General features: G+C 45.2%; 10 protein-coding genes. 2 read left to right on the forward strand and 8 right to left on the reverse strand.

Features of this window, described 5'->3' with window-relative positions:
• Nucleotides 1-47: 47 nt before the first annotated feature.
• The 8 genes from HP570_RS08775 to HP570_RS08810 all read right to left on the reverse strand — a co-directional run bounded on the left by HP570_RS08775 (nucleotide 48) and on the right by HP570_RS08810 (nucleotide 11,431).
• Nucleotides 48-2,975, reverse strand: coding sequence for a DEAD/DEAH box helicase (locus tag HP570_RS08775; RefSeq protein WP_173625483.1), 2,928 nt, complete (start codon nucleotides 2,973-2,975; stop codon nucleotides 48-50).
• Between the two features lie 97 nt (nucleotides 2,976-3,072).
• Entirely contained in the window at nucleotides 3,073-4,002 is a 930-nt protein-coding gene (locus HP570_RS08780) for an NAD(P)-dependent alcohol dehydrogenase (protein WP_173625484.1), read from the reverse strand.
• Nucleotides 4,003-4,086: 84 nt separating this feature from the next.
• Complete coding sequence (locus HP570_RS08785; RefSeq protein WP_173625712.1) at nucleotides 4,087-6,708, reverse strand: winged helix-turn-helix domain-containing protein; 2,622 nt, start codon at nucleotides 6,706-6,708, stop codon at nucleotides 4,087-4,089.
• Nucleotides 6,709-6,740: 32 nt separating this feature from the next.
• Entirely contained in the window at nucleotides 6,741-7,133 is a 393-nt protein-coding gene (locus HP570_RS08790; protein ID WP_173625485.1) for an iron chaperone, read from the reverse strand.
• Between the two features lie 109 nt (nucleotides 7,134-7,242).
• Complete coding sequence (locus HP570_RS08795; RefSeq protein ID WP_173625486.1) at nucleotides 7,243-7,680, reverse strand: SRPBCC family protein; 438 nt, start codon at nucleotides 7,678-7,680, stop codon at nucleotides 7,243-7,245.
• Nucleotides 7,681-7,767: 87 nt separating this feature from the next.
• Nucleotides 7,768-8,529 carry a DUF4253 domain-containing protein gene (locus HP570_RS08800; RefSeq protein ID WP_173625487.1) on the reverse strand — a complete coding sequence of 254 codons (762 nt, stop codon included), beginning with the start codon at nucleotides 8,527-8,529 and terminating at the stop codon, nucleotides 7,768-7,770.
• Nucleotides 8,530-8,677: 148 nt separating this feature from the next.
• Nucleotides 8,678-10,774, reverse strand: a complete 2,097-nt coding sequence (locus HP570_RS08805; protein WP_173625488.1) for an S-layer homology domain-containing protein — start codon at nucleotides 10,772-10,774, stop codon at nucleotides 8,678-8,680.
• 210 nt (nucleotides 10,775-10,984) lie between these two features.
• A complete protein-coding gene (locus HP570_RS08810) occupies nucleotides 10,985-11,431 on the reverse strand; it encodes an SRPBCC family protein (RefSeq protein WP_173625489.1) in 447 nt (148 codons plus the stop codon).
• A gap of 220 nt (nucleotides 11,432-11,651) precedes the next feature.
• Between HP570_RS08810 and HP570_RS08815 the strand changes: the two genes are divergently transcribed.
• Nucleotides 11,652-12,035 (forward strand): nuclear transport factor 2 family protein, encoded by a 384-nt coding sequence (locus HP570_RS08815; protein ID WP_173625490.1) that lies wholly within the window; start codon nucleotides 11,652-11,654, stop codon nucleotides 12,033-12,035.
• A 129-nt stretch (nucleotides 12,036-12,164) separates the two neighbouring features.
• On the forward strand, nucleotides 12,165-13,637 hold the full coding sequence (locus tag HP570_RS08820) for an MFS transporter (RefSeq protein WP_173625491.1): 1,473 nt from the start codon (nucleotides 12,165-12,167) through the stop codon (nucleotides 13,635-13,637).
• Nucleotides 13,638-13,652 lie beyond the last annotated feature (15 nt).

Raw genomic sequence — 13,652 nt, forward strand, 5'->3', positions numbered from 1 at the left:
CGCTCAGGTATTGAAAGATGATACCTAGGCGACTTTTTCTTACATTTCTATATTGAATTCCCCGCTAGACTTGCCATAAGCAACCCACTTGCACTACTTGGCTCGTCTTTCAAACACTGGTTATCGCCAAATACAAAAAAGTGATCTTTCGCCCTAGACACTGCAACATTCATTAAACTCTTGTTTGCATCAATAAAAAAGCATCCTTCGTTCCTTCCATATACTGTGGACATGAGAATGACATTTCGTTCTGCCCCTTGGAAAGTATGCACAGTACCGACACTTATCTTCGAACGTAAATGAGGAGCTTGCTTTGCAATTTCTGTTTGGATGCATCGAACCTGTGCCTTAAACGGAGTAATGATTCCAAGCAAATTGTGCTCTGCTTCCTTTGGATATGCAGCCTGAATGAGTGCAAAATGATCGTTCAACCATTCAGCTATCTTGGCTGCCTCCTGTCGATTGTATCGACTCGTTCCTTGCTTGCTAGAGTTTTCAGAGTTGATCTGTCGATATCCCATTTGAGGCCACTGTTTTATGGCTCGCCCCGCATGCTCCGTGCCTTTTCCTCGTTTAGGCTCCAAATTCCCTTTGTAAACCAGCTTGTTACAATAATCAATTATTTCGTTATAACAGCGACGATGCTCAGATAGAAACAATCCCCTCTCTTCATACTTTTGATAGCGGCAGCTTTTTGCAGCCACTCTCATCACGCTTGAGCCATATCCATTTAACCCGCATAATTCCAATTGCTCATACCTGGCCAATTCATGTATCGCTCCACTGGAAAGTGCAAGTGCTTTATCCAATGCCCGGTTTATGCTCCATACTGGCTCAATTTGATAAACGTCCCCAACAACGATCGCTTTTTTTGCCAGAGCAAATGCACCTGCACCGATTTCTGGAGATACTTGCCCCGCCTCATCCACAATTAACAAATCGATGTAGTTATAAAGAAAAAAATTAGTTTGGTCACCATATGCTAAGAATTGTTTCGGAAGCATGAAAAAAGTCATCACCAGACAGGGAGTAATCATCGCAAGCCGGTTATAGAACTTCTCCAAAACATTCTTAAAAGATTTTCCAACTTGCTTCTCGGTTAATGCATCCTCCCCGTTTACCCACCGACATTCAAAATAATGAACAGCTAGCCAAAACTCTACGTATCGAATCTTTTTATCTATCAGGTCGTTCGTCCTATCAATTGAAACATCATATTTGCTTGTTTCGTCATCATGCCATTCGACTCCATGTTGATTTAATAGCTGTAATTCGTTATCATACCGCTCGATCCATTTCAGTACAGCATCTCGTTTCTTTTGGAGATCCGTTAGCTTTTGATTATATTCAGCAAGGCGCACGCTGTACATTTCTTTGATTTCGATTAGCTTCATAGTGCCTTGCAAGAAAGTCCACTCTTCTTCGTTCATGAATAGCGTGAACTCTGTTTGTACACGCTTCGAGAACCATCTAAAGAAAAATGGAATCTTTTTATAGCAGCCTTCCCACTCCTTTACTCTCTTAGGAATTTCTCGAATCGACTTTTGAACCCGCTCGATCCCTTCCTCCAACAAATGGAGGTAGCTATCTATTCGCTCCCCATTGCATTCAAATTGATTTAACGTGTCACACAATACCAGTAAGGCTTGTTTTCTCTCTTCAAAAAACATTAATTCTTCGTGTAGCTTTGTTTGGCAGTCAGCTACTTGTACATATTCCGTTTCAAAATATTGATTGCAATTTTGTAGCAGTTTGCTCTTTGATTTTTCGAGATTTTCTCTCGCTTCAACACTGGCAACAAAATGCTCTCCTCTAGAATTCGTGAATTGATAACCATTATTTCGTGCTTCCTTTTCTTTTTGTCCCGATGGAAAATATGTAGCAAAACTAGTTACCCCTTCAATCCAACGTTCCTCTAGATTAGAAAGCCCAACGTTACTTATTTTTCCAAATGAAGCGATTATGTTCGTAACCGCTTGATTGTTCGTCGAGGTCGCTACAATAAGCGGCGCTTTTTCTTTCTTTATTGCCCTTTTGACATATAGATCAGCAACGATAGATTGCAGGAGAGTCGTTTTCCCCGTACCTGGTGGCCCATTGACTGCCAGAATATCGCCGTCTCTCATGTGATTAAAATGATTGACTGCCTCTCTTTGCGAAGGGGATAAAGGAAATTCTCCCCCCATTTGACCAGCGTGCAGCTTCATATTCGACAGACTATTCTCGATTAGGGAATCAAGAGTAGCAGGCTTGGTTGAAATGAAACGTTCATATAGACCCTTAGGTAGGTCATTCTCCAGTAAATGGTTGTACAAATTCATTACATGATAGGTAGAATTTACCGTGTTATCAATAAAGAGATACACATTACTCTCCAACTCGATCGGTAGATCATCGCCTCCTCGATTTGGAATTTCGTTTTGTTCGAATTTAGCTCCGGTAATAGACTCATAAAACGCTTTGAAAAATTCAACGTAATTGGACCATGTCTTGAGTTGTTCTATTCGATCTACATGGTTACTAATAAATTGGTCAACCTCATCCGCATAGCCAACAGACAGCTTTGGCTCCACCATGGGCTGAAGGTACTCTCTTGGAAACCATGGCAGTTTCTTATCGCTGCTATCATATCTAAACTTTCCATCTCTATGAAGAATCGCTGGAATAAAGAATAGGCCAGTCAATTCTTCTATTTCTTCTTGAACCTTGACATTAGACTCAAAGACAGTTTTCACTGTTTTGGCGCAAATCAGGACATTGATCGTGTCCTTTTGAGACTTGTTTTCTTCATTTGCAAAACCCTTGTTTACTTCCAAAAAGATTTTATTACAGACGTCCGCTTCTATCTGTCCGTTGATAAGCTCAACTGGATGCAAAATATAAAAGGGGTCCACCTTAAAATCAATGCCAGTCTGAGTATTCGCCGCGACTACGCTCCTGAAATACCTTGTGATTTCTTTACCTGTTGCCCCCATATCATTCTCCTAATCCTTCGCAAGTAGTAGACAATAAAAAAAGAAGGCCGAGGAACGCCTTCCCTAAAACTATCATAATACAGTTATTTCCTCTTTTTCAATTTTCCTTTTTAACCTCTTCCACCCTAATCACTACATTCCCCTTCTTCCGCCCTGTCTCCACATACCGATGAGCCTCCGGTACTTGTTCCAGCGAATAACGTCTATCAATAACCGCTTTTATCTTCCCTGCCTCCATCAACTCTTTGAGGAAAACCAAATCCTCCGTCCGCACCTTCGCAATCCCTAGCCCATCCACTGTCAGGAATATCCCGTTGGGCACTAATGCTTTTACACAATGGGACTTCGTTGCTTTCCCAACCGCATCAAATATAACGTCATACCGCTCTTCTTTTTTCGTAAAATCCTCTTTCGTGTAATCAATGACGGTATCGGCCCCCAACGATTTCACCAAATCGAAATTGGCGGAGCTACATACCGCTGTCACCTGAGCCCCCCAATACTTGGCAAGCTGTACCGCGGCGGTCCCTACCGACCCAGAAGCCCCGTAGATCAGCACTTTCTGTCCCTTTTGCAGCTTTCCTTTTCGAAAAAAATGCAAGGCAGTCGTTCCCCCAAAAGGAATCGCAGCGGCTTCTTCATGTGTTACATTTATCGGCTTTAAGCCCACGATTGTGTTTTCTTGCAGACAGATGTACTCCGCGTGCGCACCGCATCGCATCCCGCTTAATGCATAGACGTGGTCTCCTTTTTTAAATCGTTTCACATGTTTGCCGATCGCTTCGACTTCTCCAGATAGCTCCACACCAAGAATCGGATTTCTCGGTTTGGTGAGGCCGAGCACGAGGCGCATGGGAATCCAGAGCAAAAACGGACTTTCGAAGGCGCGTATTCTACAGTCTCCAGAAGTAACCGTTGTGGCATGAATTTTTATCAGAATTTCATTATCCTTAGGTATAGGCTGTTCTACTTCTCTTATCTCCAAAACATCTGGCGATCCGTATTTTGTACATATCACGGCTCTCATTGGCATCTCCCCTATCCACTTTGCCATGAGTATAGCGGGAGCACGGTATTGGTATACAGATACTTAAGTATTGTTTTTGGAAATTTACAACAAGCCCAACTGGCGAGCCCGTGCGACTGCTTCCGTACGCCGCTGTACCTGCAGCTTGTCAAAGATATTCCGGTTATGCCCTTTCACCGTGCTGAGTGCGAGGAACAGCTGTTGGGCAATGTCACGATTCGATAATCCTTTTTCGATGAGCTGCAAAATTTCAAGCTCTCGCTCACTAAGCGGCTCGATCAGGGAATCAGCATGGTGGGACTCGAATTCTGCAAGCAGTTTTTCTATATAGCGTGGCATCGTTCTATGGACTGTCGCATCGTGCAATATTCTTTTCATCGGGCTACCTTCTTCGACAAATGTGCGAATGAAGCCACCCGGCTCCGCTATCACCAATACGTCTTTCAATATTTGCGCAGCTTTTGCTTGATCACCCTGCACTTGCAGAGCAACCGCTTGCAAAAGCATGATTTTGAGCCGTTCATCTTCAATCTGTTTTGCCTCCGCCTGCACGAGTAATGGCTCGAGCACCGCAAGTGCTGCGGACGTATCTCCCTGTGCCAGAAAAACACGGGCTTGGAGTATGGGAAGGTCGTGCCTCAGTGCCAATCGGGCTGCCGCTGTCAGGTTGTCCTGGTGAAGCAAAATAAGGACTTGTACTTCGGCAATAGGAGGCATCTGCATGACAAAGCCTTGTTTGCGAGCCACATACTCAGCATTTGCAAGCATGGTAGCCGCTCCGCTAACGTCTCCCTGTGCTAGCTTCAGTCGTGCGAGAAACACCTGCGCTGCTACGACTCTATCCGTTTGTTCCAGCTGACTTGCTAATTGAATGGACTGTTGACCATGAAGCTCCGCTGTATGCAGGTCGTTCCATTCATAAAAAATCCGGGCCAAACCCAGATGCGCTTCACAAGCAACTGGCAACGGTGGAGAACCCGCCAATTTTTGTACATGCTGGTAAGTCTCAGCCGCCATATGGAGCTGATTATCTGCCTCCTGTAGCTTCGCTAGTCCAAGCGTAGCCATCATGGTGATCACAACATGGCCAATCTTCTTACTGATCGATAATGCCTCCTGGTAAGCCTTGGTAGCTGCGGTACGATTCCCTTGGAGGTGATAAGCATACCCCAGCGACCAAGTAGTGGCTGTGCGGACAGGCAAGTTGTCGGGGTGTAGGTACGTTAAGGCTCTCTTGGCCTCAGCTATGATGTCCTCTGATTGGTGCATGCTCACAGCCAATGTGGCACGTATAGCAGCGATATGCCCAAGAGTATCTCTAGCCCCTGCATCTTGGCCCATACCTTGCATTGCTTTTTCAGCGGCTAGCAATTTCGGTTCAACGCCAGTTATTTGACCAGTCATCAGCAATGCTGAGGCGTACATCACCCACAGCGCTGGCCTTACATCCAGCTCCTCGCGTGGTAACGACTCCAGCCAGTTCAGCACAGGAACTACTCCTCCACGAAAGAGCAGCGGCATCCTCTCGCCCTCCACCAGTCGTGCTGCTCGCGATAGATCATTGGCTGCTACTGCATGGTGAAAAGCTTCCATTTCAAAACCATTGTCTTCATACCAAATGCTTGCACGGGTGTGTAATTCTGCGAGAATTCGCTCGCCCTCTCCTGTTATCGATGAAACACGCTGTCGGAGCCTCTGCCTCAGCAAATCAGCAAAAAGGTGGTGATAGCGGTACCAACGCCGTTCGCTGTCCAACGGGACGATAAACAAATTGGCGCGTTCGAGGAATTCTAACGTTTCCTGGCCTGAACCTAAACACATATCACTTTGACTAAAAACGGCGTCACAAAGAGGACCAGATAATCGGTCGAGGATGGATGTATGCAGCAAGAATGCTTGAGTGCTTGCAGATTGCTTGGTAAGCACTTCGTCTACCAGATAGTCGAGAATAAAATGATGACTGCCCGAAAAAGTTGGAAGGAAGGTTGTGACATCTATTTGTTCTTTGATGGAAAGAGCAGCTAACTGTAGACCGGCAATCCAGCCTTCTGTGCGGGCTTCGAGCAGAGCGATGTTTTCTGGTAATAGCTCCAACCCCATCACTTTCTCCAGAAATTCAGCTGCTTCCGAATAGGTGAAGCGCAAATCGGATGCGCGGACTTCATTCAATTGGTTCCGTACTCGTAGGCGGGCAAGAGGCAGTCGTGGTTCCTCACGGGTCACAATTACCAGATGCATCTGCGGTGGCATGCGTTCAAGCAGGAATGAGATAGCATCATCAAGCGGCCCCGTTTTCAAAACGTGGTAATCATCGAGGACAAGAACAAAAGGGTTGGGTATTGCGATTATTTCATGAAGCAGAGTCGAGATCATTAACTCGATTGGTAGAGGTTGAGGAGAATGGAGCAAAGGAAATATGCCCGATCCAATATTCGGGCCAATATTTTGCAGCGCTGTGAAGAGATATGTAAAAAAATGCGCAGGGTCATTATCCCCTTCATCCATGGAAATCCAGGCGAAGGGTCGATCACCGCTAGCAAGCCATTCACTGACAAGTGTTGTTTTCCCGGAGCCTGCTGGTGCTGAAATGACCGTCAGTTTACGGTTTAGGCCCTCGTTTAACTGCTCGATTAGTCGATGACGGGTAACGGTCTTCAACCGTGGCGGGGGCATATACAGTTTGGTGGTTACAATTGGAATCGTCATAAAGAAATTATATGTACCGCTGTCTCTAAGCGTCAACTCCGCCGACTTTTTGATTTACTCTCTGCTTTTTTCAAGTTGCTCGCTACACGGTATTGGACGATTTTCCTAATCAGATCATAAGGTAAGGGCTGATTGATCGGAAATTGCAATGTCCCTTTCGACTTGTGATATTCCTTCACTTCCTCTTTGAATTCCTCTATACCACCTGGGGATGGATAAAAACCGATATGATTTTTGAAAGCAGCAAAATGCACCAGATTTCCATGGAGGGCAAAGGTAGGCATCTGGTAGCTGATCTTTTCCTTCGCATCCGGGGCCATCTCCTTTATTACTCCCCTGAGCGTTTGCAAAATCTCCTGAACCTCGGGAGCAAACGTCGAAATATATTCATCGATGGACGCATACGTGACTTTGGTTTCTTTCATGGAGGAATCTCCTTTCTCGATCAGAGGTGAATGCCTTTATTATCTCCCAATCGTGCATGACACAAAAAAACACGCCGCGCTGGCGTGTTTCGTTTTGGTGGCAAGGATGCTATTTCGTTATACGTTTTCCAATAGCCTCAACAAGCTCTCTCGTTGTCTTGGGCAGATTGGATTTTAGAATTGAATTAATCATAGGACCCTTCACACCGTGTGCGGTGATATCCAGACACCCCGTCATTTTCGTCCGTGCCTCCCCCAATGCCTTTGCTTTGAAGTAGCCATGACCGGTAAAATTCCCACTAATCTCGGTCAAGGTAAACCTCACCTCGGCCGGAGGCGTCCATTCGGTGATATCCACTTGCAGACTGATGGTCTTCTTCATGATGCCGATATCGCCTGTAAACGTCCAAGCGACACGACGTTCATTGATTACCTCGTGGCTGATGTAGCCAGGTACCAGTGGAACCCAATTCTCCACTATACTCACAAACTGCCATACCGCCCCGATGGGCTGGTTCAGCTCCACATCATGTATTCCTTGAGGCATGATTTGCTCATCCCTTCCCCCAGTGTTCTTTGGTATCTTGTTATGTTTATTGTCGGAACACGGGAGATATTTCAGGAATATGGCGGGTTAATCCCACCAAAAATGCCATACATCCTGTTTCATTAAATAATCCGCGTAATGCCCTAATGAAGGAAGCTCATCCAAGACGTACTGACAAAAGATGAAATGCTCTTTTGCCAGCTTAATTGCCTCCTCGTAGGTCTGCGGTCTTGAACCGGCTTGAAAAATCCACGTATCCTCTGTCACAGCGAGAATCTTGATCCCATAAGCCTCCTGCCAGTGCTTTACGATAACGGACTGGTAAACGGGCAGTGGGCATTCATTATAGCCGCCCATTGGGACCCACAACGGTGCTTCATAGCCGGATGCTTTCGGCAATTCCAGGACAATCAGGGCGTCATCTTGTAATCGATCCTGCACCCATTTCTCACTTATGCGGAAGGACTCCTTATCTGTTTCACTGAGTTGTTCATTGATCAGCTCGTTACCTTCCCATATGAGGGAATATGCCTGATAGATGCCTTCAAAGTTCTTTCCTTCCAAACTTTTCAGCTCGGATTCAATGTCTGTATACAAAAGGCGAGATTTCACAATTCGCCGAAAGACATCCTCCACAGATAAGCCGTGAACCTCCTCTAGCTGTTTATGTACATAATCAGAGAGTGACCCCTCTTCGTCCACTGCTTCTTCTATCATCTCTAGTATATTATAGCTTGGCAGAACCAAAATGCTGTGCTTATCTTCCTTTGTAGCAGGTACCCCGAAATCCTCCGCAGCAACCACTTCTATGTCACATTCTTTTAGGTAATTCGACAACTCTTCTACCATCGTCACACCTCTTCTGTTGGTTTGTGCAAATCATAGGATTACTCATCTATTTTACTTCAATTTCCAGAGTGAGTGGAAATGAACAAAAAGCAAAAAAAGTGCTTGGGTTCGGAGCAAACGCGTAAAAAGTGGGAACCCAACTGCATCCCTACTCTTGCTCTGTGCTTCTCGCATAGAATTTCAATTCCATCAATAAACGAGCTACATCAGCCTTTGTCAAAATCTTAGTAGGCTGCCCGGCAACTGATAAAGCTCCGTTCTTTTCTCCGCTCCTCTGTAGCAACCTGGAAATCATGTCTTTTGCTTCCGCGTTTGTGAGATTGCGATCTGGATCGAATTGCTTATTACCGGCGCTAGCTTGTATTAAACCTCTTTCTATCGCATCTTTCACGGTTTCATAGAGGGGATGACCTTTATCGATATCCGTAAAAAACTGCTCCTCCCCCGCTACTTCATAATAGTCTGGAAAGAAGTCGTAGGACTCCTGGGCTTTGAGCACAATGCGTAGAAACTCTCCACGGGTGACAGGCTGATCAGGATCAAGCTTGCTTTTTGTGACAGGAAAATAACCGTCTTTCACAGCGTACAAAAGCGCCAAATAGTGAGGGTGCGCAGCAATATCCTCTGGAATTTTTGATTGCTTGTAAGCCGTATAGCTCACCCATTCTCCAGAATCCGCATCAACCACACCATCGTCTCCTACCATTCTGTAAACCAGCTTTGGCTCACGACTAACCAGATAGGTTCCCTGTCGCCATTCTGGATATGGCATGAAATAGGTGAGTCGAAGCTCCTTGTTTTCCTTTTCTACCTGCTTTGCTTTTTGTTCATCGATTCTAGGTTTTTGTACCTGAATCATCTCGAGTGGTTGATAGGCTGGAAGGGTGTGTATCCCCTTTACCTCTCCATTTACAGGATCTACGATTACCTCCGTTTCGAGGCTTTGGACAGGTATTCCTTGCTTTAACCAACCAAAAGTAATACAGTAGCCGCCATTTCTCTCAAACAGCCATTTTTTGCTCTCTTCTGTTGGGGGAAGATGGATCACATACAGCTCTCCTTGTCGATCAGGAAAGAGCTTCCTCATAAAATCGATTGCAGCTGCTTCTGCTTTTTCGTAAGGAATGGGATTGGGATAGATTCGATCCTCTATTTCAGAATGTTCTTCCTCCACCGAAAATATCGTAACCTCTCCGTAATCATCCATCCCTAACTGGAACTTCATTGCCTTTTCTTTTCCTTGGGCTGGACGAGCATAATAGTAAGACTTTGCACTGCTGGAGCTAACCTCCCCAAATCCATTCCATGATATCCCAGTACTGCCCCCAACCTTTGTTTGACGATCAGGTATGGCTTGGAACATCGTACGTGCAATCTCGTCGGCTTTCTCTCTCTTTTCATCATCTATCAGCCTTTTGCGTTCCTTGCCCAACGCTCTTGTTGATGTTCCTAGTGGGATTCGCGACTGCTGAATACTCTCCCCCAAAATCGTCATGGGTTGATTTGTCATCGCATCGATAAAGACCGATGCTTTTTCATCGTAAGCATATGCCAAAATCATTTTTCTATGGGGCAATCCATATTTTCCGATCTGCTCTCCTGTATATACATAATGAAGGGCTGGCTTCACCGACTCGTCCCACCGTCTATTTGCCTCCTCCGCTGATATGGCTGGAACAGGAGATGGCAGCTCTCCATTGTACCATTGGCGACTGTAAGAACCGATTTCACCTTGAGAATCGACGATTACCTGAAGATAGTTCTCCAAGAATGGAATGTCATTTTCTACGCGAACAAAATGAAAAACATGATCCATTACCCGCGGAGGAAGGGAATCGTCAACCTGATATTCGTCTGCCTTGGAAATATGCCCTTGCACCTCAGGGGCAACTGAATTTACGAATGCTTCTGCCTTTTTCAAAGCATCTTTTTCTGAAATGATGTTCACAGCCGTTTCTTTTGGCTTATCAACTGTAGCTTTTGTAAACTGGACCAACTTGCCTGTTGTTGCGTCTACATCTATGAATAAGCTTTCAGTCCCGTCTTTATCTTTGACCCAATAACTCGTCCAAACCGCTCCGTTTTGACCAAAAGCGACGGTCTCGTTAAAATAAATATCTTCCACAACGTAACCCTTCATATCGATAGGTATCTTTTTCATGAGTGAGATAGCCTGTTCCTTTGTAAGATAAGAAGCGGGTTCCGCTGCAAATGCAGTTGTCACGATACCTGTTTTTTCATTCATCGTTGGTACGCCGGAAAAATAACAGCCCATGATTGCTAACATTGTTGCTGATTTTATGAAAAGAAAACATTTCATCATCTCACCCTAATTATTTTATTTCCCTCAATTATACCAATAACAGGGAAGTTAGGTTTGCCTTTCCACAATAGGTGATCCAAAAAAACTGCACCCCATTGTGAAACATAGAAACGGGAGGTGCAGTTTATAAGCTTATTCCCTCTCCATCATGGAGACATTTTGCCTGATTTCATTCAGAGCTTCTTCCCAATGAAGCTTCATTTGCTCCCTTGTATTCATATGATCCAAGTTCTCTTGATGAAAACTAATGGTCGTTCGATCAGGCTTGTCGGATATCAGCCGGATTTGCAATGTGGACGGCTTTTCCCAGTCCTTCATCGACCACTTTAAACGAAACTGCCGGAACGGCTTCACAACACGAAATTGACCCGATATCCCATCGCTGGAAGTAAAGGTCTCCCCCTCGCTAAAGGTAAGGTTCGCTACATCTCCAAGCCATAACTTCGCCCCTTCGGACGAGGTTAAAAACGCCCAAGCCTGTTCTGGGGTAATGGGCATCGTCCTGCGTACACCTACCTGGAAGCCTGTCGCTGCCGTTTGACCAACGATTTTGTTAGATTCGGGATTTTGACTCTTCATCGGGACACCTCGCCACCCCTATTTGTTAGGACGAACTTTTCACGAGTAAATTGTAAACAATCGCCAATAAAATGTCACTCCTATACAGAAGACCAACACCTCGATAGTATTGCGATTGGGCGTCGATGGTTTGTTCTCCTATCGTTATGAGAGGAGAACAGCTGCATCTAAACGAATCCTTAGGAATACGCTTGATATATCCCTGAAGAGGAGCATGACCATGACGAATGAAGAGGTAAAAGGAATCATCGAAAATTATGTGCAGGCCTACAATTCATTTGAAGTCGAAGGTATGGCGAGACTCTTGCATACGGATATTGTGTTCAGGAATTATTCCAACGGTGAACTGAACACAGAAACAAAAGGAATAGAAGCGTTTAGAGAGCTAGCTGAAAAGTCTGCGAAAATTTTCTCGAGTCGGCGTCAGACGATTATCGCCTGCCTCGTGATGGATGACAAAGCAGAAGTGCAAATTGATTATGAAGGAACACTCGCGATTGATTTGCCAAACGGACTTAAGGCTGGAGATACGCTCCAATTAAAAGGGAAATCGATTTTTATGATAAAAGAAGGAAAAGTCTCCCTGATTGAAGATTACAGTTAAGAACACGGCAAAAGAAATACACCGCCCTCATGATATCGACACAGGAATGACCCGAATTTGTTCACTTTCTTCCTCAAAAAAAATGGTAGGATAGAGGCATTACTTCATAAAAAATGAGGAGAGTCACAAGTGCGGGTACATCCAATTTACTTTTTACGTCTTACAGGCCTACTCGATGGCCTTTCTTTATTAGTATTGATGGGCATCGCGATGCCCTTGAAATACGTGTGGGGCTTAGACAAAGCGGTAACCATCATAGGGAGTATTCACGGCGGGATATTTTGCTTGTATGCTCTGGCGATACTCTTTGCAGCCATTCGCGTGAGATGGAGCCTGCTCTGGTCTCTTGCTGCAATACTCGCCGCTTTTGTACCGTTTGGGAACTTCTTTCTGGATCGCAGACTGAAAACGGCACAGGATGTGTATCCTCTGAAGCCGTTTAACAATGCCCTGCTCGTATACGCCATCGTTTTTTTCTCGTTCTTTGATTTGTTCTCGCAACTGCCGGTCATGAGTACATTTGCTGCTTCCGTAGGTGCCAGCTCATTTGTTATAGGGTTTGTCATCGGTCTGTATTCGCTAGCGAATACCTTTGGCAATATTATCTCAGGCATACTGACAGATAAGGTTGGTCCATCCAAACCACTGTTGATCGGCTTGGTTTTATCCAGCTGTGCCTTGCTGCTGTATCACATCGTCGATCAGCCGTTTCTGTTGATTATCGTGCGAATCATTCACGGATTTGTCGCCGGTTTGATCGTTCCTGCTGCTTTTACTTTTTCTGCGAATAACACGACACATGAGCAGCAAGGACGAAAGGTTGCCTTCACTGGTACCTTTGTGGGACTCGCAGCGATTATCGGACCTGCGTTCAGCGGCATTATGGCAAGCAAAACCTCCGTACCCTTTGTCTTTACATGTGTAGCTGTTATGGGCTTTTTCCTAACCATCCTGTCCGTCATTTTTCTGAAATCCACTCAGGCTTGCAAGAAAGAGAAGCTTAAGAAGGACGTCCCGACCTCAGCCTTGATCTTCAATGCTGGGATAATCAAGGCTTACGGCGGTGCCTTTTTGCTCATGTTTTCACAAGGTGTGATCGCTTATCTTTTGCCCTTGCATGTGCAATCGCTTGGATACGATTCGAAATTAAGCGGTACATTAATGAGCACTTTTGGGATCATTGCCGTCTTGCTTTTTGTACTTCCGACCAACCAGATTTTTGATCGTGTGGCCCCTTCCAAAACGATGTCCATCGGAATTGGCTTCATGGGCGTGAGTCAGCTGCTTATTGGTCAATCCAACACGACATTGGCACTGTACTGCATTTTAGGACTATATGGGATCGGCTTTGCTCTCTTGTTTCCCTCTGTCAATACGATGCTCATTCAATCGACGCCGCAAGAATTGCGGGGGAAAGCACACGGTTACTTATACGCCTTTTTCTCTCTCGGTGTGGTCGTCGGCTCAGGCCTTTTAGGTTGGCTGCCCTTCTCCATCGAGGAAGGGTTTCTGTTCACAGGATGTCTGTTGCTCGTGTTTGCCGCTTTCATTGCCGTGCATAAGCGGCGAGAACGCTTGCTGAATCAACAAAACAATCAATAGCAGCCATCGTTTCTA

The sequence above is a fragment of the Brevibacillus sp. RS1.1 genome (assembly GCF_013284365.1).
Classification (GTDB): Bacteria; Bacillota; Bacilli; order Brevibacillales; family Brevibacillaceae; genus Brevibacillus; species Brevibacillus brevis_D.

What these genes read in the sequence shown, in the direction of transcription:
- HP570_RS08780 (WP_173625484.1), bottom strand. Translation starts at nt 4,002, where the DNA reads ATGAGAGCCGTGATATGTACAAAATACGGATCGCCAGATGTTTTGGAG.
- HP570_RS08810 (WP_173625489.1), bottom strand. Translation starts at nt 11,431, where the DNA reads ATGAAGAGTCAAAATCCCGAATCTAACAAAATCGTTGGTCAAACGGCA.
- HP570_RS08800 (WP_173625487.1), bottom strand. Translation starts at nt 8,529, where the DNA reads ATGGTAGAAGAGTTGTCGAATTACCTAAAAGAATGTGACATAGAAGTG.
- HP570_RS08815 (WP_173625490.1), top strand. Translation starts at nt 11,652, where the DNA reads ATGACGAATGAAGAGGTAAAAGGAATCATCGAAAATTATGTGCAGGCC.
- HP570_RS08795 (WP_173625486.1), bottom strand. Translation starts at nt 7,680, where the DNA reads ATGCCTCAAGGAATACATGATGTGGAGCTGAACCAGCCCATCGGGGCG.
- HP570_RS08775 (WP_173625483.1), bottom strand. Translation starts at nt 2,975, where the DNA reads ATGGGGGCAACAGGTAAAGAAATCACAAGGTATTTCAGGAGCGTAGTC.
- HP570_RS08785 (WP_173625712.1), bottom strand. Translation starts at nt 6,708, where the DNA reads ATGACGATTCCAATTGTAACCACCAAACTGTATATGCCCCCGCCACGG.
- HP570_RS08805 (WP_173625488.1), bottom strand. Translation starts at nt 10,774, where the DNA reads ATGAATGAAAAAACAGGTATCGTGACAACTGCATTTGCAGCGGAACCC.
- HP570_RS08790 (WP_173625485.1), bottom strand. Translation starts at nt 7,133, where the DNA reads ATGAAAGAAACCAAAGTCACGTATGCGTCCATCGATGAATATATTTCG.